Genomic DNA, 20,648 nt, shown 5'->3' with positions numbered 1-20,648 from the left:
CCCCAGGCGAAGCGGGCCGGGCGGTGGCGGCGACCGGCACGGCGTCGCCCCGCTGCGTCCACCACAGCCCGGCCACCACGGCCGCGGCGGCGGCCAGCGTCAGCGCTGCCTTCATCGCCGCTCAGGGCTGCAGGGCGAGGAAGGCCGCGGCCGGCCAGCGGTTGGTCCGGCAATAGGCGGCGTTGCCGGAGCGCACCAGGCAGGCGTTGATGAGGGCCGTGCCGAAGGGGCCGTAGACGTCGGTCTCGGCGGCGCCGTTGCGGGTCACGGTCTCGGTGCAATGGAAGCGGTGCGCCATGGAGCGCGCCGCGCCCCGCGGGCAGTCGCCATTGCCGGCGGCTGCGGCGGCCAGAGCCTTGCTCCAGATCGGCATCGCCAGCGCCACGCCGTCGACGACCGTCGCACGGTTGGCCGTGCAGACCGCGCCGCCTGCGCCATCCACGCAGGCCTGCACCGCTGCGGCCGTGAAGGGGCCGTAGGTGGAGCTGGTGCTCATGCACTGGCGCAGATGGTTGTCGTAGCGCGTGCCATTGGGGCAATGGGCGTGCTTCTGTGCAGACGGCGCGACGGTCGGCAGCGCCCAACTGGCCAGCGTGGACGCCGGGTAGAGGTTGCCGGCAAAGATCCAGCCCTCGCGCAGCACGCCATCGCTGTGCGTGTACTCGACGCGGTAGTAGAGGTTGTTGGCCGACGCGGTGCCGAACACCTCCTTGACCTGCACGGCGGTGTTGGCGGGAATGGCAACCAGCAGAGCGCCGCCCGGCGTGGCGCGCATGTTGAGGTTGGGCACGACCTTGACCCAGTCCCCCGCATAAGCAATGGCACCGGGGCCGGCTGGCGCGGCACCTACCGCCAGCGTGGCATGCGTGCCGACATCTCCTGCGTCGATCCAGCCATCGGTCAGCGCGCCGTTGATGTCAGCACGGATGCGATACAGGCGCTTCTGCTGCTGCGCGCCGCTGACCATGAAATCCAGCACCTGGTAGGTGCCCGCCGCCGCCTGACCCAGCACCATGCCGCCCGGCGCCGAGCGCAGGTCCAGCGGCTGCAACGTGGCGATCGCGCTGGCCAGCGACTGCAGGCCGGGCACCTGGGCGCGGCAGAGCTGGTGGCGGTTATGGTCGATGCGGGCGTAGCTGGCCGTCTGCGCGACATACACCTGCGTGATGCTGCCTTCGTCGAAGCTGGCTCGGCCGGCCAGGCAGGCGGCGTCGCGCACGTCGTCCACGCACTCAAGCGTGTTGTTGCCGGCCAGCACGCAGGCGGCGGCGCCGACCTGCAGCAGCTTGCCGGGCTCGACGTTGCCGCCCACCGGCACGGGGCAACTGGGGCCGTTGTCCATCAGGCAGGCCACGTCGATGCCGGCGGCCTTGCTGAGGTCGGCGATGTCGACCAGCCAGAGCTTCGCGTCGTAGTTGTCGCGGTAGCCGTTGTCCTTGGCCACGTTGACATCCGACCCGTTCTGCCAGCGGCAGACCTTGGTGGGGCCGCCGTTGTAGGCCGACCAGGCCGAGCGCGCGCGGCCGCGCCAGTACTCGTCGACCTGGGCCGTCGTGCCTGTCGGCACCGTCACGCCACCCAGGCAGGAAACCGGTGCGGCTTCCCAAGCCGCGTAGTAGATGTCGATCGCGTAGGTGAAGTTCTGCATCATGTTCCAGCCCTTGCCTTCCTGGAGCTGGACGAAGTGATAGCGGTCGTCGACCTGCATCATTCCGTGGCCGTGGCCGCTGTCGCCGCGCATCATCTTCAGCGCATAGGGCTGGCCGGCGGCGGTCTGCGCGTCGCGGTAGTGCGACCAGAAGGTCTCCTGGCGCAGCGTTGCGTAGGTGCCGCGCTGGAAGGCTTCCAGCTCGCGCGCCGACACCGCCAGCTTGCGCGAGCGCAGGTAGCGGTCGCTGGCGTCGCGGATGACCGGGTACATGGCCTGCATGTAGCGCTTGCGCTCGTCGACGAGGTTGGCTGACGCGTCATTGAAGATGGTGCCGGTGTAGTTGCCGCGCACGAAGCTGTCGGGACCGAAGGCGTTGGCGTCGCAGCCCGAAGGGGCGCGGCCATGGGTCCAGGTGCCCCCGACCTTGTTGGTGCAGGCCCAGTCGTTGGGCGTGGGCGTGTAGCCGGCATGGGCCGTGGTGGCCAGGCCAAGGCACAGGGCGAAGAGAGCGAGTGCTTTCATGGCGTCCTCCTCACAGCGAGCGGCGACGCGCCGCCATGGCCAGCAGCCCCACCAGCATCAGCGCGACGCTGCCCGGCTCGGGCACCGCGGCCACGTCGCCGACGCGCACGGCCCAGGCCTGGGCCAGGGTGTCGGTGGCGAGCTGGTCCTGCAGACCCATGCCCATGAAGAAGCTCAAGGCCCAGCCGGGTTCGGAGGCCGTGCCCGTCCAGAACACCGGCCCGACCGGGCTGTTCGGATCGACGAGGCCGCTGAACGAGCCGGTCTGCGTGGGCCCGGCGGCCGTGTTGCCCAGGCTGGCGTAGAAGAGGTGGCCCAGCTCGCTGTTTGCACCGTTGTTGTTGATGCCGATGTCGGTGGAGCCGTCCTCTGAATAGTCCAGCTGCAGCGCGCTGCCATTGACCGGCGCCACCACCGGCAGGCGCCAGTCGTCGAAGCCGCCAAAGCTCAAGGAAGCCGCCCATTGCAGCGCGTCGGCCTGCGTGCGCAGCCCGCCGGTGGTGGCATCGGCCAGCCAGGTCAGGTTGGTCTGCGTGTCGTAGACCATGGCGCCGTTGGCACGCGGCTGCAATTCGGCGCGGGCCGTTGCACCGATCAGCAAACCAGTTATTGCCAGGCCGGCAAGCAGCGTCTTCTTGGTCATGGGCGGGGCGACGGCGTCGCGTGAACTGAGGGCGGGTCGCATGGTCTGCAAAACCACTGTGCAGCGACCAGCGGGTTAGTYCGGCAATGCCCTGCCAATTCGAGCGGGCGGCATAACCGCCTGGAATGCGCCCTGCCATGCACGAAGATGGGCTTTCCTGGCGTCAGCGGGACAATCTCCGGCCCACCGCCGCGCCTCCCTAGTTCTCGGGGGGGGTCGACGACCTCCGCGTCCCCGCCCGCATGCCCATCGCCGACTGGTTCTCGCCCGCTCAACTCTTCGGCTATGTCGCCTTTGTACTCGGCGTCGGCTGCTTCTTGCAGACCGATGACCGCCGCTTCAAGTGGTTCATGACGGGCGAGTGCATTGCCTATGTCGCCCACTTCGCGCTGCTGGGCAACCCGACGGCGGTGGTGAGTTCATCTCTGTCCATGCTGCGTTCGCTGTTGTCGCTGCATACGCGTTCGGTGTGGGTGGCCGTCGTCATCGTGGCGGCCAACCTCGGTTTTGGCTTGGGCCTGGCCCACAGGCCCAGCGACTGGCTGCCGCTGACGGCGTCCTGCCTGGGCACGATTGCCCTCTTCACGCTGCAGGGCATTCCGATGCGGCTGCTGATGCTGTGTGGCACCGGGCTGTGGATCGCCAACAACCTGATCGCAGGCTCCATCGGCGGCACGGCGCTGGAGGTGGTTATTGCGGTCATCAACCTGACCACCATCGCAAGGATGATCAGGTCTCGCCCAGCCGCTCGAACTCCGCAATGACCTGGGCTCCATACAGCAGCAGCGTGGCCGCGACCTCCAGGCTCAACAGCACGGCGATGGCCGTGGTCAGGGAGCCGTAGACGGTGCCGATCTGCGACAGCGTGCCGAAGTACCAGACCAGCACATGGCGCGACAGCTCCCACAGCAGGGCGGCGGCCAGTGCACCGATCAGCGCCAACGGCAGCGACGGCCGCCCGCCCGGCATGACCATGTAGACCGAGGCCAGCACGAAAACCTCGCCGGCAAACCCCAGCAGATAAAGCATGACGCCGGACACCCCGTCCAGCGACCAGCTGAAGCCCAGGAGCTCCACCTCGCGCTGACCCAGGGCCTGGAAGCGGCCGGCCACTAGCGTCACCAGCAGCAGGCCCACGCTCAGGCAGAGGATATAGACATAGGGGATCAGCGCCGAGATCAGGAAATGCCGCTGGTTGAGCTTGCGCCGGTGATGAAAGATGGCCGACATTGCGCTCTCCAGCACGGAGAAGGCCAGCGAGCTGAAGAACAGCATGCTGACCAGCAGCACCCAGCCCATCACCTCGCGGTGGGCCAGGAAGCGCGCCAGCTCGGCCACCACGGCGGCCGACTGCCCCGGCACCAGCCATTCCAGGTAGCGGCCCACCGTCTGCAGCAGCCGCGCGGGGTCGACCCAGTGCGACAGCGCGATGACGCTGAGGATCATCAGCGGCACGATGGACAGCAGCGCGTAATAGGCCACCGCACCGGCCAGCAGCAGGCCCTGGTTGGCGCGGAAGGATTTGAGCGTCTGCCAGGCGAAGCCCCAGGGGTTGTGCAGCACGCGGGCGGTCTGGCGCGCAAACTGTTGGGTAAAAAGGCGCATGTCACAGGGTCGGCCACCAGCGCCGCAACGCCTTGTCGGCCGCCACAACGCCCCCGTGTCGGACGGCGCCGTGAAGCGTGCAAGAGCGAGCACGGGTGGGTGTAACAGCGCGTACGCTGCTCCGTCATGAGCGCCCTTCCCAACAGCACCGACCCTGCACCGCCCACCAGCGAACCGTTGCGCCTGCACATGCCGGTGGACGTGCGCAGCTTCTCGCTGGCGCTGCTGGCGCTGGTGGCCGTGCTGTTCACCCTGCATGTGGCCGCTGCGGTCTTCGTGCCGTTGCTGCTCGGCCTGATGTTGAGCTATGCACTGGCGCCGGTGGTCGAACAGCTCCAGCGGCTGCGGCTGCCGCGCGCGGTGGCCGCAGCCATGCTGCTGCTGAGCCTGGTGGGCGCTGTTGGTTGGACGGGCTATGCGCTCTCCGACGACGCCGGCAAGCTGCTCGAATCACTGCCCGCAGCCACCGAGAAAGTGCGCGCGGCCGTGGCGGCCCACCGGCCCGGATCGAGCAGTGCCCTGGTCCAGATGCAGAAGGCGGCCACCCAGCTGGAGCAGGCGGCCGAGGCCGGCGCGCCGGGACCGGCAACAGCAAGCTCGCGCGGCATCACACGCGTCGTCGTCGAGCGGCCGCGTTTCAACCTGCATGACTATCTCTGGACCGGCACACTGGGCCTGCTGGCCTCGGTGGGCGCGGTGATGGTGGTGGTGTTCATCGCCTTCTTCCTGCTGGCGTCGGGCGACACCTTCCGGCGCAAGCTGGTGCACCTGGCCGGCCCGACATTCGCCAAACGGCGCCTGACGGTCCAGACCCTGGACGAGATCGGTGCGCAGATCCAGCGCTACCTGCTGGTGCAAGTGTTTACCAGCGCCGTGGTGGGCCTGACCATCTGGCTGGCCTTCCTGCTCGTGGGCCTGGAGCACGCGGCCGTCTGGGGCGTGGTGGCCTTCGTGCTGGACTTCGTGCCCTACCTCGGCGCCGCCGTGCTGACCACCAGCGCGGGCCTGATGAGCTTCGTGCAGTTCGGCAACGTGGACATGGCGCTGCTGGTGTCGGGCATCGCGCTGGGCGTGCACACGCTGTCGGGCAATCTGCTGATGCCGTACTTGAGCAGCCGCAGCAGCCGCATGAACGCGGTCGTCGTGTTCATCGGCGTGCTGGCCTTCGGCTGGCTGTGGGGCGTGTGGGGCCTGCTGCTCGCCGTGCCCATCCTGGCCAGCGTCAAGGCGGTGTGCGACCGGGTGGAGGGGCTGCAGCCCATCGGCGAGCTGCTGGGTACCTGAACGGGTGGCCGCCGGCCGCGCCGCATAACGCTCCGCTGACGCTGCCGCGGCTAGACTGGCTTTCTCCTCACCTGGCTGGAGCCCCTCATGAACCGTGTCGTGCCCTGGGTTGCCGCGCTCACGTTGAGCATCGGACTCGCACCGGCCTGCCTGGCCGCCTACACCGCCACCGCCGAGGTCAACGCCCAAGCGCTGGGCCAGGCCTCGGTCAACGAACTCGCCCCGGTCGTGCTGGGGTCGAGCGACCAGCAGCGCGACACGCGGGCCAGCGGAACGGCCACTGCCAGCGTCGGCGTCGGCAGACATGCCCAGGTGGGTACGGCCGATGCCGGCGGGGGCGCCAGCAGCTGGGCGCAGGTGGTGGCGGGGGGCATTCAACTGCAGGCCACCGGCACCGGCAACGGGCTGTTCCTGTCGCCCGGCGACGCCTGGTTTGCGCGCATCCTCGGCCGCGGCACCGCTTACGCCGGTGCCAGCTTCAGCGACGGCCTGACCTTCTCCGTGCCCGGGCTGGCGGTCGGCGCACCGCTGACCTTGACCTTCGGGATCAATGTCACCGGCAGCATCTCCAGCATGGGCCAGTTCGCCCAGGGCCTGTCGGGCTACGGCACGGTCACCGACATGCGCTGGCATGTCTCGCTGGGCAACCTCTCCGACGGCCGCAGCGAAAGCGAATACAACAGCAACGGCCTGATCGACCGCAGCGCGGTGGCTACTGGCCTCAGGAGCTTCGTGGCGACGGTCGGCAACGGCGTGCCGACGGTGCTGACCATGGAGGCCTCGGTGGGCGCCTCGGCGCAGGGTGGCGTGAGTTGCCGCGGTTGTGGCTTCGCCGCGCTATATGCCGAGGGAAACTCCTACGCCGACTTCAGTCACACCTTCGCCTGGAACGGTATCCAAGGGGCCCTCGATGCCGCCGGCAACCCGCTCGCGCTGGCCGACCTGCAGGTCATGTCATCGTCGGGCTTCAATTACCTGAGCGCCTGGTCGGCCCCGGTGCCCGAGCTGCCGTCGCCTGCGCTGATGGCGGCCGGCCTGCTGGTGCTGGCGGGCTTCGTTGGGAAGCGCCGCCACCCTCGCTGAGGCCGCAAGCCGTTTCATTTGGGGCACCATGCGGCTCATGTCGCGCGCCTGCCCTGATCGAGTCCTGCGGCGTCTGGCCGACGCGGCGCAGCGCGTGGAGTTGGGCGGGTTGCAGCAGCCGCTGGCCGCCAGAGATGCGGCGCGGCTGGCCTGGCTCGCGATCGAGGGGCCGCCGGCTGGCGCGAGAACTACCTGACCCGCGCGCCGGTGCTGGTGCAGGCTCAACGGTTGGCCGAGTAGTTCACCGGCAGCCAGTCGTAGCCCTTGCCATCGGCGCGCAGCTTGCCGATGCCGGGGAAGGACACATGCGCCACGGCCACGTAATAGCCGTCCTTGGCCGCCGCGGCATAGGCCTTCTCGCGGGCAGGCGCAGCCGCCTTGGGGTCGGAGTCGAAGCTCATCGTCACGGCCGGCTCCGGGAACTGCACGGCGGCGACGTGCATCAGGTCACCCCAGAACATCATCTTCTGGCCCTTGCTCTCGGCGACGTAGTTGCTGTGGCCGGGCGTGTGGCCATAGGCCGGATAGGCCTTCACGCCAGGCACGATCTCCACACCCGCAGCGCTGCCCTCGAAGGGCTTGAAGCGGCCCGCGTCGGCATAAGCCTTCACATTGGCGGCGATGGCCTTGGCGCCGTCGCCCTTGGCCACCTGCTCGGCCGACAGCCAGAAGTCGGCGTCGCGCTTGTCCACGCGCAGCGTCGCGTTGGGAAAGTTGGCCTTGCCGTCGACGGCAGTGCCGCCGATGTGGTCGCCGTGCATATGCGTGATGACCACTTCGTCGACCTGCTCCGGGCTGTAGCCGGCGGCCTTGAGGTTGGCCAGTACGCGGCCCAACGTCGGGCCGAACTGGCCAGCGGCGCCGGTATCGACGAGGACGATCTTGGCCCCGGTGTTGATCAGGTAGGCGTTGAAGGATGTCTCCAGCGGCACGCCGAGGTAGGCGTGCTGCAGGGCCTTGACCGTGTTGGGCACGGGCTGCTGCAGCAGCTTGTCGACGGGCAGGTCCAGCGTGCCGTCGGACAKGGCCGTGACCTCGAAATCGCCAAGCTGCATGCGGTACCAGCCCGGCGCCTGGCCCTTGAGCTGCGGGCCGGCGGCGAAGGCTGTGGTGGCACTGAAACCAATGGCGATGGCGGCGGGAAGCAGGCGTTTGAGCATGGATCGTCTCCGAGGGATTTGGGGCAAGCGGCGCAGGATAGCTGCGGGTTTGGTCCCTTGCAGCCCCAAGGGTCGTTGTCTGCAAACTGGACACCGTCCGCGCCGGCAAACGACTGGAATCCGGACGGCCTCAGCGCCACGGACGGCAAATTCGCGGGTTAGCTCGCAAGGGTTTGCCTGTAACTCGCCCCGACTTGGCGCGGGCATGGCTTTTGCGCTTTCTCTCCTGGTTCCGAACACAACAACCAGGAGACAAGCCATGACCCGACGCCTGCCGGCGCCCTCGCCGCTGCATTTCGCCATCCTCGCCACGCTGGGCGCCACGATCGCTCTGCCGGCAGCCGCACAAAGCGCAGTCGAGCCGGCGGTGACGACGCTGGAGGTCGTCAAGGTCACGGCGCGCAAGCGGGAGGAGTCGCTGCAGGACGTGCCGGTGGCGGTCACGGCGCTGACCGCCGACCAACTCGACAAGCTGGCCATCAAGGATCTCGGCGACCTGCAGGGCCAGGTGCCCAACCTGACCATCTACGCCGCACGCGGCAGCAACACGACCATCACGACCTTCATCCGCGGCGTCGGCCAGGCCGACCCGCTGTGGGGTGTGGACCCCGGCGTGGGCATCTATTTCGACGACGTCTACATCGCCCGGCCGCAGGGCGCGCTGCTGGATGTGTACGACGTGCAGCGCGTGGAGGTGCTGCGCGGCCCGCAGGGCACGCTGTACGGCAAGAACACGATTGGCGGCGCGGTGAAGTACGTGTCCAAGCCGCTCCCCACGACGACCGAGGGCTCGGTGACGCTGGCGGTCGGCAGCTATGGCCAGGTGACGGCCAAGGGCGGCGTGGGCACGGCCGTCAATGACGGCCAGATCCGTTTCCGTGTCGCCGGCGCCAGCCTGAACCGCGACGGATACGGCAAGAACCTGACCGATGGCAGCCCGGTCAGCGACCAGAACACGACGAGCGGCCGCATCTCGGCCGGGTGGTTCCCGACCGGCTCGAGCTTCAACGCCCAGGTTTCGGTGGACCGCACACGCGACGACTCGCACATGCGCGGCTTCCAGCGCCTGAACGTCAGCGCCTTCGACCCCGCCAAGACACCGCCCACCCCGGGCCGCTACGACATCGCGACAGGCATGCCCAATGCCAACGGCACCAGCAGCGAGGGCGAATCACTGACGTTGAACTGGGGCGCCAGCGAGGCCTGGAGCCTGAAGTACATCCTGGCGCATCGCGCTTCTGACACCAGCACCTCCATCGACTTCGACGGCCTGCCCAACAGAACAGCCGACGTGCGCGCCGAGTACCACGACAGCTCGCAGAGCCATGAGCTGCAGGCCATCTACGAAGGCCAGAACAGCTCGGGCGTTGTCGGTGTCTACTACTTCGACGGACGCGCCGGCGGCACGGTGCGCAACAATTTCTTCAACCTCTCATTCGGTACGACCAACGGCCTGGTCTACACCGAGGGCAAGGCCGTCTTCGGCGACTGGAGCTGGCGCCTGAGCCCGGCCTTCAGCGTCAGCACGGGACTGCGCTACACCAAGGAGGACAAGCGCGCCGTCGTGCTGAACCAGGCCTTCGCCAACGATCAGTTCAGCGGCACGCCCATCGCCGTGCCGGCCAATTTCGACAAGAGCCTCTCGGTCAGCAACACCTCACCGCGCCTGTCCCTTGAATACAGGGCCAGCAAGGAGATCAAGCTCTACACGACAGCCTCGCGCGGCTTCAAGAGCGGCGGCTACAACATCCGCGCCAACACCGTGGCGTTCCCGTCTTCGGGCAGGCCCTTCGCCGACGAGAAGCTCGACTCGCTGGAACTGGGCGCCAAGATGATCCTGGACGGCGGCCGCCTGGAGCTGAACACGGCCCTGTTCCACAACAAGTACAAGAACGTGCAGCTCTCGGTGTTCACGAGCTACACCCAGGCCAACGGCCAGCCCGGCTTCTTCGGCGACTTCACCAATGCCGGCAAGGCGACCGTGCAGGGCGCCGAGGTCGAGTTCCTGTGGATGCCGACCCCCGCCTGGCRCATCAGCGGCAACCTGGCCACGCTGGACGCCAAGTACGACGAATACATCGACCGCGGCGTCAACGTGGCCGACCAGAAGAAGTTCACCAACACGCCCAAATACCAAGCGGGCCTGAACATCGAGCACAACGCAAAGCTGGCCATGGGCACGCTGCGCTCGCGGCTGGGCGTCACCCACCGCAGCAAGGTCTACCCGACGACCGACCTGTCCGAAGCGCTGGCCCAGGATGCCTACACGCTGGTCAACGCCGGCCTGATCTGGGAGAAGGACGCCAAGCTGAGCTTCTTCCTGCAAGGCAGCAACCTGACCAACAAGGCCTACAAGACCGACGGCTACAACATCGCCGCGCTCAGCGTGCTGAACGCCTACTACGGCCCGCCACGCACGTTCACGATTGGCGGGACGTTCAAGTTCTGATTCAGAAGGGCCCCCGCGGCCCATCTGATGCTGTCGGCCCCCCGCGCATCACCGGGCGCCTGCATGAAAAAACCCGCCTCACGGCGGGTTGATCGTCAGCGCGGGATCGGCTCCTCAGGCGCGACGGCGGCGCGAGCTCGCCAGACCCAGCAGGCTCATCCCCACCAACGCCAGCGTTGCGGGCTCCGGCAGGACGCCGCTGCGGTTGTAGTTGACGCCCGTGGGATCGTCCATCGTGTTGCAGCCAGCGCCGAAGCTCTGGCAGTGCAGGCTCAAGCCACCACCGGTGCGGGTGTAGTTGGCCGCGAAGGAGATGGTCGACTGCAGGGGCGCGCCGGCCCAGAAGAACAGGTCGACCTCGACGGAGTCGGCGATATTGCCCAGGTAGTTTTCGGTCCAGCCCGACAAATTGACGGACGGGCCGCTTGCGATCACGTAGTTCGGATTGACCAGATTCGCCACCCAGCCCGCCGGCAGAGTCGAAAGGCCAGGGCCGGCGAAGGGACCGGCACCCGTATCGCCGACGATGAAGAACTCGACCGTCGTCGTCGGTCCGCAACCTCCGCAACCTTGCGTGATCACCCAGCCCGCGAATGCCGCAGGGGCGGCGAACAGCGAAGAAGCCAGCAGCGAAGCTGCAGCAACGAATTTCATGAACTTGGTCATACCCCCACCCCATCTATTTGGAAAAGCCACATCGGCAATAGGTGCGCTCGCAAGCATCGAGCCAAGACAGAAAAACCTATAAGAATCATTAACTTGCTCGAGTATTTCGGTATGCATCTTCACAGTGTGTCAAATTGTTCGACAACCTCGGATGCGGGGGGCGCCGCATTGGCGACCTGCGGTTGACGGCCGCGTTACATTGCCCGTCGCCATGCCGTTGAGCCCACCCTCAGCCACTCCCCTCGACATCCCCCAGGACGTCGACGGGCTGTTGCGCCTGGCCGCCCAGTCGATGTTCGACGTGCTGGCCCGGTCGACCGAAGGGATGATGGTCGTCGACCGCAACCACCGGGTCGTCTGGATCAGCGACGGCTACAAGCGCTTCCTGCCGGCGCTGGGGTTCACCGACGAGCATGAGTTCGTCGGCAAGCGCGTGGAGGACGTGGTCCCCAACACGCAGATGCTGCAGGTGCTGGAGACCGGCAAACCGGTGCTGGTGGATCTGCTGACCAACAAGGCCGGCACCTTCCTCGTCAGCCGCCTGCCGCTGCGCAACGACGCCGGCGAGGTCATCGGCGCGCTGGGCCTGGTGCTGCTGGATCACCCCGAGACGACCATGCAGCCGCTGATCCAGAAGTTCGCGCGGATGCAGCAGGAACTGGAGGACACGCGCCGCCAGCTCGCCGCGCAGCGCCGGCCCAAGTACACGATTGCCAGCTTCATCGGCACCAGCCCCGCAGCGCTGGAGGTCAAGCGCCAGGCCCGCCGCGTGGCGCAGACCGACTCGACGGTGCTGCTGCTCGGCGAGACCGGCACCGGCAAGGAGCTGATGGCCCACGCCATCCACTCGGCGTCGCGCCGCGCGCACCGGCCGCTGGTGGGCGTCAACATCGCCGCCGTGCCCGAGACGCTGCTGGAGGCCGAGTTCTTCGGCGTCGCGCCCGGTGCCTACACGGGCGCCGACCGCAAGGGCCGCGACGGCAAGTTCAAGCTGGCGGATGGCGGCACGCTGTTCCTCGACGAGATCGGCGACATGCCGCTGGCGTTGCAAAGCAAGCTCCTGCGCGTGCTGCAGGAGCAGGAGGTCGAGCCGCTGGGGTCCAACACCGTGCTGCGTGTGGATGTGCGCGTGATTGCCGCCACCAGCCGCGACCTGGCAAGCATGGTCGCCACCGGCCAGTTCCGCGCCGACCTCTACTACCGCTTGAACGTGCTGCCCATCCGCGTGCCGGCGCTGCGCGAGCGCCTGGACGACATCGAGGCGCTGGCCGAGGCCCTGGGCGAAGACATCGCCCGCCGCAGCGGCATGCCGCAAAAGCTGCTGAGCCCCGATGCCATCGAGTGGCTGATGCAGCAAGCCTGGCCCGGCAACATCCGCGAGCTGCGCAACACGCTGGAGCAGGTCAGCCTCATGAGCGACGACATGCAGCTGACGGCGGCCACTTTCCAAGGCGGCTCGGCGTTGCCGACCTCCGCGCCCGCGCCGGTACCTCAGCCCGCCGCCCCGGTCATGACCACGGCCCAGGCCGTTGCGCCTCTGCCCGAGCTGATCGAAGCCCTGGAACGCGACGCCATCGCCCGCGCGCTGCGGGCCACTGGCGGCAACCGCATGGCGGCGGCGCGACTGCTGCAGATCTCGCGGGCATCGCTTTATGAGCGGCTCGCGCGTTGGCCGGAGCTGGAGCAGCATCGCGAGGCCGAATGAACGCGCCCGGCTTCATCAAGAGCGCCACGGCCGCGCTGCTTGCTCCGCTGGCACTCGTCCTGGGACGTGCGATCTGGAGCGACCATGCCGAATTGTGGCCGTTGCTGCCTATGAATTGGCTTTACATGGCCGCTCCGCAGCTTCTCGTAGTGGCAGTCGCAGCGTCGTACCCGCCGTACCGCCGCGCCGCCTGGCTGCCTTTGTCGCTGTTGACGACACTGCTGTTCGCCGTCCAGGCGTGGGTACTGTGGTGGGTGCCCGCGCGTGAAAGCGGCCTGGCCTGGATCCTCTATTTCCCCACTGCGCTGGTCGTGGTCGTGCTTTCGACGCTTGCTCAAAGGGTCGCGAGACGGTGGCAACGCGCGCCACGCTAGGGTGGCGTTCGTCCATATTTCAGGCATCGCCTAACTCCCGGACACTCAGCACCACGTCCGAGGCGAAAAACCTCGGGACAACCCGCACGAAATCCGCCGCYGGCGACCCTTCCCCGCCGGGCACGGCCCTTGCAAAAAGGGAAGACACCGTCTGCCGACAGAGCAGACCCGAACTTCAGGAGACAAGCCCCATGCGTCACACCACGCGCCGCTTTGCCCTCGCCGCCGCCGCCCTCGCGGTCGCCCTGCCCGGCATCACTCTCGCGGCCGGCAACGAGATTCGCATCGCCCACGTCTACAGCAAGACCGGCCCGCTCGAGGCCTACGGCAAGCAGACGCAGACCGGCTTCATGATGGGCCTGGACTACGCCACCGGCGGCACCATGACCGTCGCAGGCAAGAAGCTCGTCGTCATTGAGAAGGACGACCAGGGCAAGCCCGACGTGGGCAAGAGCCTGCTGGCCGCGGCCTATGGCGACGACAAGGCCGACATCGCCGTCGGGCCCTCGTCCAGCGGCGTGGCCCTGGCCATGCTGCCCGTCGCCGAGGAATACAAGAAGATCCTGCTGGTGGAGCCGGCCGTGGCCGACTCCATCACCGGCGACAAGTGGAACAAGTACATCTTCCGTACCGGCCGCAACTCGTCGCAGGACGCCATCGGCAACGCCGTCGCCTCGGACATCCAGGGTCTCAACATCGGCATCCTGGCCCAGGACTACGCCTTTGGCCGTGACGCCGTGAAGGCCTACAAGGAAGCGCTGAAGAAGGCCAAGATCGTCCACGAGGAATACCTGCCCACGGCGACGACCGACTTCACCGCCGGCATCCAGCGCCTGGTGGACGCGCTCAAGGACAAGCCCGGCCCCAAGGTCATTGCCGTCGTGTGGGCCGGCGCCACGCCGCCCTTCGGCGCGCTGGCGGCCCTGGACCTGCAAAAGCGCTACGGCATCGGCGTCGGCTCGGGCGGCAACATCCTGCCGGCCATGACCGCCTACAAGCAGTTCCCGGGCATGGAGGGCGCGACGTACTACTACTTCGGCATCCCGAAGAACCCGGTCAACGAGTGGCTGGTGGCCAACCACTACAAACAGTTCAAGAACCCGCCTGACTTCTTCACGGCCGGCGGCATGAGCGCGGCGATTGCGCTGGTGGAAGCGCTGAAGAAGACGGGCGGCGACACGGCGACCAACAAGCTCATCAAGACGATGGAAGGCATGAGCTTCGAGACGCCCAAGGGCAAGATGACCTTCCGCGCCGAAGACCACCAGGCGATGCAGTCGATGTACCACTTCAAGATCAAGGTGGACCCGGCGTTCCCGTGGGGCGTGCCGGAGCTGGTCAGGGAAATCAAACCCGAAGAAATGGCCGTGCCCATCCGCAACAAGCGTTGAACGCGGACGGCCTGTGCTCGAAACCAAGAACCTGACGATCCGCTTCGGTGGCCACGTGGCCGTCGACGGCGTGTCGTGCGCCTTCCAGCCCGGCACATTGACGGCCATCGTCGGACCGAACGGTGCGGGCAAGACGACCTACTTCAATCTGATCTCGGGTCAGCTGCCCGCGAGCAGTGGCGAGGTCTGGCTGGATGGCGAGGACCTGACCAAGCTGCCGGCGCCGGTGCGCACGCGCCGTGGCCTGGGCCGGGCGTTCCAGCTGACACAGCTGTTCGCGCACTTGACCGTGCTGGAGAACGTGCGCCTGGCTGTGCAGGCGCGACATGGCAAAGGCTTGCACATGCTGTCGGTGTGGCTGTCGCACAAGGAGCTGATAGCCGAGGCGCGTGCCATTCTCGACCGCGTGCGGCTGGGTTCACGTGCGGACGACCTCGCCGCCAGCCTGCCGCATGGCGACCAGCGCAAGCTCGAGGTGGCCATGCTGATCGCGCTGGACCCCAAGGTCTATCTCTTCGACGAACCGACCGCCGGCATGAGCGTGGACGAGGTGCCCGTTGTGCTCGACCTGATCCGCGCGCTGAAGGCCGAGAAGAAGCACACCCTGCTGCTGGTGGAGCACAAGATGGACGTGGTGCGCGAGCTGGCGGACCGCATCATCGTGCTGCACCAGGGCAAGCTGGTGGCCGATGGTGACCCGGCCACGGTGATTGCCTCGCCCATCGTGCAAGAGGCTTATCTGGGGGTGGCGGCATGAACCTTCTGGAGTTGCGCGGGGTTCATACCCACGTCGGGGCGTATCACATCCTGCATGGCGTGGATCTTGCCGTGCCGGCTGGTCAAGTCACGATGCTGTTAGGCCGCAATGGCGCCGGCAAGACGAGCACGCTGCGGACCTTGATGGGGCTGTGGACGGCGAGCGCGGGCTCGGTGCACTTCAAGGGCGAGGACATCACCAAGCTGGCGACGCCGGACATTGCGTCGCGCGGCGTCGCCTACGTGCCGGAGACCATGGGCATCTTTGGCGAGCTGAGCGTGGCGGAGAACCTGCTGCTGGCGGCCCGCTCGGCCAAGCGGTTGGCGGATTTGGATGCTCAGCGGCTGGACTGGCTGTTTGGCTTGTTCCCGGCGCTGAAGACGTTCTGGCAGCACCCGGCGGGCAAGTTGTCGGGTGGGCAGAAGCAGATGCTGGCGATTGCCCGCGCCATGATCGAGCCGCGCGAGTTGCTCGTCATCGACGAGCCCAGCAAGGGGCTGGCACCGGCCATCGTGCAGAACCTCATCACGGCGCTGCGCGAGCTCAAGAAGACCTCGCAGACGACAGTGTTGCTGGTGGAGCAGAACTTTCGGGTGGCGGCTGAGTTGGGCGATTCGGTTGCCGTCATGGATGACGGAAAGATCGTGCATCGTGGTGCGATGCGTGAGTTGATCGAGGACGCTGGGTTGCAGCAGAGGCTTCTCGGGTTGTCGTTGGGGGCGCATCAGTGAGATCCACCTTCTGGTTGACGCCCACGCCCAGCCGGGATTTCGTCCCGGCGGCCGACCTACTTTTTGCGCCGCCAAAAAGTAGGCAAAAAGCTCTCCCCTGCAAAACCGCCCCTGTCGGGGTCCCCTGCGATGCTCGCAGCCCGGGGCCGCGCCCAACTCACTTCGYTACGCTSCGTTCAGACAAAGGGGCGCGAAGTCAGAGCTTGARGCYYGCTKCGCWSGCGCCCCGGGCTCCTGCGCTTCTCGGCGGTTTAGAAGGGGAGGCTCCGAACAACCGCAACAGCCAAACCCGAAAGCCCGACGCCACCGGGCTGTTCAATCACCCCCCCTCTGAGCCCGCCGAGCAGCGCAAGGGATTGAGGGCGCGAGCGCAGCTCGCTTCAAGAACTGATTCCGCGCAACTGTTTGAGCAGAGCGTAGCGGCGCGAGTTTTGCGCGGGCCCTCAAGGCCTGAGCAGCACAGGGCAGCCCGCTGCGAAGCTAAGGGCCGGGCGGATCGGGGGCGACTTTTTGCCTTCTTTTTGGTCGCTCAAAAAGAAGGTCGCCCGCCGGGGCGAACTCCCGGCATGGGCCTCAGCGCCAACCCAACCCATCGCGCGAGCCCATGAAACTCGACCCACGACCACTCGCCTTGCTGGCAGCCATCATGCTGCTCGCCCTCCCCCTCACCGGCAGCCCCAGCACCTGGCTCAACCTGACCCTGGCCGGCATCGCCATGGGCCTCATCATCTTCGTCATCGCTTCCGGCCTGACCCTGGTCTTCGGCCTGATGGACGTCCTCAACTTCGGCCACGGCGTCTTCATCGCCCTCGGTGCCTTCACGGCGACCACGGTGTTGGCAGCTCTCGCCCCTTGGGCCACTTCACCGGATGTGGCAAGCAACCTCGCCGCACTCGCCGCCGCCTGCCTCGCCGGCATGGCCATCGCCGCTGCCGTGGGCGTGGTGTTTGAGCGCGTATTGGTCAGACCCGTTTACGGCCAGCACCTGAAGCAGATCCTCATCACCATGGGCGGCATGATCATTGGCGAGGAGCTGATCAAGGCGACCTGGGGCGCCCAGCTGATCCCGCTGCCCATGCCCGACGCACTGCGCGGCATCTTCCTGTTCGGTGATGTGGCGGTCGAGAAGTTCCGCGTGCTGTCCATGCTCATCGGCCTGGCAGTCCTCATCGCGCTGCTGCTCGTGCTGAACCGCACCAAGATCGGCCTGCTGATCCGCGCCGGTGTGCAGGACCGCGAGATGGTCGAAGCGCTGGGCTATCGCATCAAACGCCTCTTCGTCGGCGTGTTCGTCGCCGGCTCCGCGCTCGCGGGCCTGGGCGGCGTGCTGTGGGGCCTGGTGCAGCAGGGCGTCACGCCGCAGATCGGCGCGCAGGTCAACCTGCTGCTGTTCATCGTCATCATCATCGGCGGCCTCGGCTCGACGGTGGGTTGCCTGGTCGGCGCGCTGCTGGTGGGCCTCGTCGCTAACTACGCCGGCTTCATTGCGCCCAAGGCGGCGCTGTTCTCCAACATCGGGCTGATGGTCGCCATCCTGCTGTGGCGCCCGCAAGGCCTCTACCCGGTGGGGGCGAAATGAGCCCACCCCCGTTGCGCTTCGCGCTCCCCCTCAAGGAGGCACTGCCAGTGACCTGGCGAAGCCAGTTCCACGGCAGTCRCTTGGTTTTTCATTCGGCGTTCGCATCGTTGATCACGTGCAACGAAGCGAGGGGTTTCCGATGACATCCGTTTTTCGTTCTCTGCTTTCACACGACCTGCCGCGCAGCCGCATCCTCGGCGCGCTGTTGATCGCCTGCTTCGTCGGCCTGCTCGGTGCACCCTTCATCTTCCCCGGCACGCAGGCGCTCAACGTTGCAGCCAAGATCCTCGTCTTTGTCCTGCTTGTCGCCAGCTACGACCTGCTGCTGGGTTACACCGGCATCGTCAGCTTCGCGCACACGATGTTCGTCGGCATCGGCGCCTATGGCATCGCCATCGCGTCGACGCGGTTGGGGTCGGACTGGACGTCGCTGGGCATCGGCTTCGTCGCGGCGCTGGCGCTGAGCGCCGTGCTGGCGTTGGCGATGGGCCTGGCCAGCCTGCGCGTGAAGGCCATCTTCTTCGCCATGATCACGCTGGCCGTCGCCTCGGCCTTCATGACGCTGGCCTCGCAGCTGAGCGACTTCACCGGCGGCGAGGACGGCCTGAACTTCCAACTGCCTTCAGCGCTGCGGCCCTCGACCGAGTTCATGGAAGAGCCCGTGCTGGGCATCATGCTCGACGGCCGACTGCTGACCTACTACGTTCTCTTTGTCGCGGTGACGCTGTTGATCGCGCTGCTGCTGCGCATCGTCAATTCGCCCTTCGGCCGCGTGCTGCAGGCCATCCGCGAGAACGAGTTCCGCGCCGAGGCGATCGGCTACCGCACGGTCGTCTACCGCACCGGCGCCAACGTCATCGCCGCGCTGCTGGCCTGCTGCGGCGGCGCGTTGCTGGCGCTGTGGYTGCGCTACACCGGCCCCGAGACGGCCATGAGCATGGAGATCATGCTGGACCTGCTGCTCATCGTCGTCATCGGCGGCATGGGCACGGTCTACGGTGCCGTCATTGGCAGCGTGCTCTTCATCGTCGCGCAGAACTATCTGCAGGCGCTGCTGAAGGCAGCAGGCTCGCTGGTCGACGGCGTGCCGGTCTTGAGCACGCTGATTTCGCCCGACCGCTGGCTGCTGTGGCTGGGCCTGCTCTTCGTACTGGCCGTCTACCACTTCCCCGGCGGCATCGTCGGGCGGCTGCGGCTGGCGGCGTGGACGCATGGGAGAGCCAAAAAATGAGATCGCGCTACGTCAACTGCCTGGGTCGCGAGATGCACGTCACCGAGTGGGGTGACGCAAGCTCGCACACCGTCGTTGCCTGGCACGGCCTCGCGCGCAGCAGTCGCGACTTCGACGACCTCGCCGCCGCCCTGAGCGCCCGCTGGCACGTCGTTTGCCCCGACACCCTGGGTCGTGGTCTTTCGCAATGGGCGGTGGACCCGGCCCGCGAATACTGCCTGGAGTTCTATGTCGAACAAGCCGAAGCGCTGCTGGATCAGTTGGGCTTGCAGAAGGTGCATTGGGTGGGCACGTCCATGGGTGGCGCCATCGGCACGCTCGGCGCAGCCACCCAGCTGCGCGGCCGCATCAAGCGCCTTGTGCTGAACGACAACGGCCCCGAGCTGGCAGCCTCGGCGCTGACACGCATCAAGGCCTACGCCGGGCAGCCGCCCAGCTTTGCAACGGTGACTGAGCTGGAGGTCTATTTCAGAGAGATCTACGCGAGCTTTGGTGATCTGTCCGACACGCAATGGCGCCACCTCACCGAAACCTCGCTGCGCCGCCTGCCCGATGGCCGCGTGACAACGCACTACGACCCAGCCCTGGTGCAGCAGTTCGATCACCATCCCGACGACTACGAGCTGTGGGCGGCCTGGGACCAGCTCGACCTGCCCGTGCTCTGCCTGCGCGGCGAGGACTCGACGCTGTTGACCGCCGAAACGGCGCAGGCCATGCGCGAGCGCGGCCCGCGTGCTGCGGTCGCGCTGATCCCCGGCTGCGGCCATGCACCGGCCTTGAACACACCCGAGCAGATTGGCTTGATCGAGCGTTTCCTCTCCGCGGACCAGACCCCGTGAATGCCCGTAAGCCAGCGTCATGCTTGAAGGCCTAGAGTCGCGCAGCTAACCCGGAAGTCCATGAGCGAATACATCCTCGAGACCCAGGACCTGACCAAGGAGTTCAAAGGCTTCACGGCCGTGGACGCCGTGAACCTGCAGGTGCATCGTGGCCACATTCATGCGCTGCTAGGCCCCAACGGCGCGGGCAAGACGACCTGCTTCAACTTGCTGACCAAGTTCCTGACGCCGACGCGTGGGCGCATCGTCTTTGCCGGCACCGACATCACTGGCGAGACCTCGGCGCAGATCGCGCGGCGCGGTGTCATCCGGTCTTTCCAGATCTCCGCCGTGTTCCCGCATCTCACGGTGCTGGAGAACGTGCGCATCGGCTTGCAGCGCTTCACCGGCACGAGCTTTCATTTCTGGAAGGGGCTGACAGGGCTGAAGACGCTGGACGCCAAGGTGCTGTCGCTGCTGGAGCTGGTGGACCTGCGCGACATGGCCGCCGTGAAGGCCGCCGACCTGCCTTATGGCCGCAAGCGTGCGTTGGAGATCGCCACGACGATGGCGATGGAGCCGCAGTTGATGCTGCTTGACGAACCGACGCAGGGCATGGGGCACGAGGACGTGGACCGCGTGACGGCTTTGATCAAGCGCGTGGCTGAAGGGCGCACCGTGCTGATGGTGGAGCACAACATGAAGGTGGTGGCCAGCATCGCGGACAGGATCACGGTGTTGGCTCGTGGCGCTGTTCTGGCCGAAGGTGATTACGCGACGGTGTCGAAGCATCCGGCGGTGCTGGAGGCTTATATGGGTACGGATGCTGCCGAGTTGCAGGGGGCGCATTGATGGTGCTGCTGCTCGCTGTTGTTGGTTGCTTGGCGGAGAGCGTGCCTGCTCGTTGCATTGCCGGGAGTCCGTCCCGGCGGCCGGGTAACTTTCTTCTGCGGGGCCAGAAGAAAGTCACCAAAGAAGAGGCCCTGAACCGCACACCAG

General features: G+C 67.0%; 18 protein-coding genes. 13 read left to right on the top strand and 5 right to left on the bottom strand.

Annotated features, from left to right (window positions below):
* Positions 1-121 precede the first annotated feature (121 nt).
* Both AC1DU6_RS04585 and AC1DU6_RS04580 read right to left on the bottom strand, forming a co-directional pair.
* Positions 122-2,173, bottom strand: coding sequence for a hypothetical protein (locus tag AC1DU6_RS04585; RefSeq protein WP_477856184.1), 2,052 nt, complete (start codon positions 2,171-2,173; stop codon positions 122-124).
* A 10-nt stretch (positions 2,174-2,183) separates the two neighbouring features.
* A complete protein-coding gene (locus AC1DU6_RS04580; RefSeq protein ID WP_457325513.1) occupies positions 2,184-2,858 on the bottom strand; it encodes a PEP-CTERM sorting domain-containing protein in 675 nt (224 codons plus the stop codon).
* Between the two features lie 200 nt (positions 2,859-3,058).
* Between AC1DU6_RS04580 and AC1DU6_RS04575 the strand changes: the two genes are divergently transcribed.
* On the top strand, positions 3,059-3,580 hold the full coding sequence (locus tag AC1DU6_RS04575; RefSeq protein ID WP_056200917.1) for a YgjV family protein: 522 nt from the start codon (positions 3,059-3,061) through the stop codon (positions 3,578-3,580).
* On the opposite strand, the gene AC1DU6_RS04570 is transcribed toward AC1DU6_RS04575, so the two are convergent.
* A complete protein-coding gene (locus AC1DU6_RS04570; RefSeq protein WP_056200922.1) occupies positions 3,546-4,421 on the bottom strand; it encodes a YihY/virulence factor BrkB family protein in 876 nt (291 codons plus the stop codon). The genes AC1DU6_RS04575 and AC1DU6_RS04570 overlap by 35 nt on opposite strands.
* Positions 4,422-4,547: 126 nt before the next feature.
* Between AC1DU6_RS04570 and AC1DU6_RS04565 the strand changes: the two genes are divergently transcribed.
* A complete protein-coding gene (locus tag AC1DU6_RS04565) occupies positions 4,548-5,705 on the top strand; it encodes an AI-2E family transporter (RefSeq protein ID WP_056200924.1) in 1,158 nt (385 codons plus the stop codon).
* Positions 5,706-5,792: 87 nt separating this feature from the next.
* Positions 5,793-6,788 carry a hypothetical protein gene (locus AC1DU6_RS04560; RefSeq protein ID WP_477856183.1) on the top strand — a complete coding sequence of 332 codons (996 nt, stop codon included), beginning with the start codon at positions 5,793-5,795 and terminating at the stop codon, positions 6,786-6,788.
* 221 nt (positions 6,789-7,009) lie between these two features.
* On the opposite strand, the gene AC1DU6_RS04555 is transcribed toward AC1DU6_RS04560, so the two are convergent.
* A complete protein-coding gene (locus tag AC1DU6_RS04555) occupies positions 7,010-7,948 on the bottom strand; it encodes an MBL fold metallo-hydrolase (protein WP_477856182.1) in 939 nt (312 codons plus the stop codon).
* 259 nt (positions 7,949-8,207) lie between these two features.
* On the opposite strand from AC1DU6_RS04555, the gene AC1DU6_RS04550 reads away from it, so the two are divergent.
* On the top strand, positions 8,208-10,397 hold the full coding sequence (locus AC1DU6_RS04550) for a TonB-dependent receptor (RefSeq protein ID WP_477856181.1): 2,190 nt from the start codon (positions 8,208-8,210) through the stop codon (positions 10,395-10,397).
* Positions 10,398-10,511: 114 nt separating this feature from the next.
* Here AC1DU6_RS04550 and AC1DU6_RS04545 read toward each other — a convergent pair whose 3' ends face one another.
* Positions 10,512-11,180: a PEP-CTERM sorting domain-containing protein gene (locus AC1DU6_RS04545; RefSeq protein ID WP_477856180.1), complete on the bottom strand. Its 669-nt coding sequence runs from the start codon at positions 11,178-11,180 to the stop codon at positions 10,512-10,514.
* Positions 11,181-11,274: 94 nt separating this feature from the next.
* Between AC1DU6_RS04545 and AC1DU6_RS04540 the strand changes: the two genes are divergently transcribed.
* The 9 genes from AC1DU6_RS04540 to AC1DU6_RS04500 all read left to right on the top strand — a co-directional run bounded on the left by AC1DU6_RS04540 (position 11,275) and on the right by AC1DU6_RS04500 (position 20,501).
* Positions 11,275-12,768, top strand: coding sequence for a sigma-54 interaction domain-containing protein (locus AC1DU6_RS04540; protein WP_477856179.1), 1,494 nt, complete (start codon positions 11,275-11,277; stop codon positions 12,766-12,768).
* Positions 12,765-13,142 (top strand): hypothetical protein, encoded by a 378-nt coding sequence (locus AC1DU6_RS04535; RefSeq protein ID WP_457352102.1) that lies wholly within the window; start codon positions 12,765-12,767, stop codon positions 13,140-13,142. The genes AC1DU6_RS04540 and AC1DU6_RS04535 overlap by 4 nt, the downstream gene beginning before the upstream one ends.
* Before the next feature lie 191 nt (positions 13,143-13,333).
* Positions 13,334-14,533 (top strand): substrate-binding domain-containing protein, encoded by a 1,200-nt coding sequence (locus tag AC1DU6_RS04530; RefSeq protein ID WP_477856178.1) that lies wholly within the window; start codon positions 13,334-13,336, stop codon positions 14,531-14,533.
* 13 nt (positions 14,534-14,546) lie between these two features.
* The gene (locus AC1DU6_RS04525) at positions 14,547-15,290 is read left to right on the top strand and encodes an ABC transporter ATP-binding protein (protein WP_477856177.1); all 744 of its coding nucleotides are present in this window, start codon (positions 14,547-14,549) and stop codon (positions 15,288-15,290) included.
* Positions 15,287-16,021 (top strand): ABC transporter ATP-binding protein, encoded by a 735-nt coding sequence (locus AC1DU6_RS04520; protein WP_457322204.1) that lies wholly within the window; start codon positions 15,287-15,289, stop codon positions 16,019-16,021. The genes AC1DU6_RS04525 and AC1DU6_RS04520 overlap by 4 nt, the downstream gene beginning before the upstream one ends.
* Before the next feature lie 604 nt (positions 16,022-16,625).
* Entirely contained in the window at positions 16,626-17,600 is a 975-nt protein-coding gene (locus tag AC1DU6_RS04515; protein WP_457322202.1) for a branched-chain amino acid ABC transporter permease, read from the top strand.
* Between the two features lie 139 nt (positions 17,601-17,739).
* On the top strand, positions 17,740-18,831 hold the full coding sequence (locus AC1DU6_RS04510; protein WP_477856176.1) for a branched-chain amino acid ABC transporter permease: 1,092 nt from the start codon (positions 17,740-17,742) through the stop codon (positions 18,829-18,831).
* Entirely contained in the window at positions 18,828-19,670 is an 843-nt protein-coding gene (locus AC1DU6_RS04505) for an alpha/beta fold hydrolase (RefSeq protein WP_056200971.1), read from the top strand. Before AC1DU6_RS04510 ends, AC1DU6_RS04505 begins: the two co-directional genes overlap by 4 nt.
* A 60-nt stretch (positions 19,671-19,730) precedes the next feature.
* Positions 19,731-20,501: an ABC transporter ATP-binding protein gene (locus tag AC1DU6_RS04500; RefSeq protein ID WP_457322198.1), complete on the top strand. Its 771-nt coding sequence runs from the start codon at positions 19,731-19,733 to the stop codon at positions 20,499-20,501.
* Positions 20,502-20,648 lie beyond the last annotated feature (147 nt).

It is taken from the genome of Roseateles sp. P5_B10 (assembly GCF_056400485.1).
Note: the sequence above shows the minus strand (reverse complement) of the source record. Positions and strands in the feature narration are given on the sequence as shown.

Bases quoted from the DNA above. Each gene is read 5' to 3' on its own strand.
- AC1DU6_RS04585 (WP_477856184.1), bottom strand. From the start codon at position 2,173: ATGAAAGCACTCGCTCTCTTCGCCCTGTGCCTTGGCCTGGCCACCACG.
- AC1DU6_RS04580 (WP_457325513.1), bottom strand. From the start codon at position 2,858: ATGCGACCCGCCCTCAGTTCACGCGACGCCGTCGCCCCGCCCATGACC.
- AC1DU6_RS04575 (WP_056200917.1), top strand. From the start codon at position 3,059: ATGCCCATCGCCGACTGGTTCTCGCCCGCTCAACTCTTCGGCTATGTC.
- AC1DU6_RS04570 (WP_056200922.1), bottom strand. From the start codon at position 4,421: ATGCGCCTTTTTACCCAACAGTTTGCGCGCCAGACCGCCCGCGTGCTG.
- AC1DU6_RS04565 (WP_056200924.1), top strand. From the start codon at position 4,548: ATGAGCGCCCTTCCCAACAGCACCGACCCTGCACCGCCCACCAGCGAA.
- AC1DU6_RS04560 (WP_477856183.1), top strand. From the start codon at position 5,793: ATGAACCGTGTCGTGCCCTGGGTTGCCGCGCTCACGTTGAGCATCGGA.
- AC1DU6_RS04545 (WP_477856180.1), bottom strand. From the start codon at position 11,180: ATGCATACCGAAATACTCGAGCAAGTTAATGATTCTTATAGGTTTTTC.
- AC1DU6_RS04540 (WP_477856179.1), top strand. From the start codon at position 11,275: ATGCCGTTGAGCCCACCCTCAGCCACTCCCCTCGACATCCCCCAGGAC.
- AC1DU6_RS04535 (WP_457352102.1), top strand. From the start codon at position 12,765: ATGAACGCGCCCGGCTTCATCAAGAGCGCCACGGCCGCGCTGCTTGCT.
- AC1DU6_RS04530 (WP_477856178.1), top strand. From the start codon at position 13,334: ATGCGTCACACCACGCGCCGCTTTGCCCTCGCCGCCGCCGCCCTCGCG.
- AC1DU6_RS04520 (WP_457322204.1), top strand. From the start codon at position 15,287: ATGAACCTTCTGGAGTTGCGCGGGGTTCATACCCACGTCGGGGCGTAT.
- AC1DU6_RS04515 (WP_457322202.1), top strand. From the start codon at position 16,626: ATGAAACTCGACCCACGACCACTCGCCTTGCTGGCAGCCATCATGCTG.
- AC1DU6_RS04505 (WP_056200971.1), top strand. From the start codon at position 18,828: ATGAGATCGCGCTACGTCAACTGCCTGGGTCGCGAGATGCACGTCACC.
- AC1DU6_RS04500 (WP_457322198.1), top strand. From the start codon at position 19,731: ATGAGCGAATACATCCTCGAGACCCAGGACCTGACCAAGGAGTTCAAA.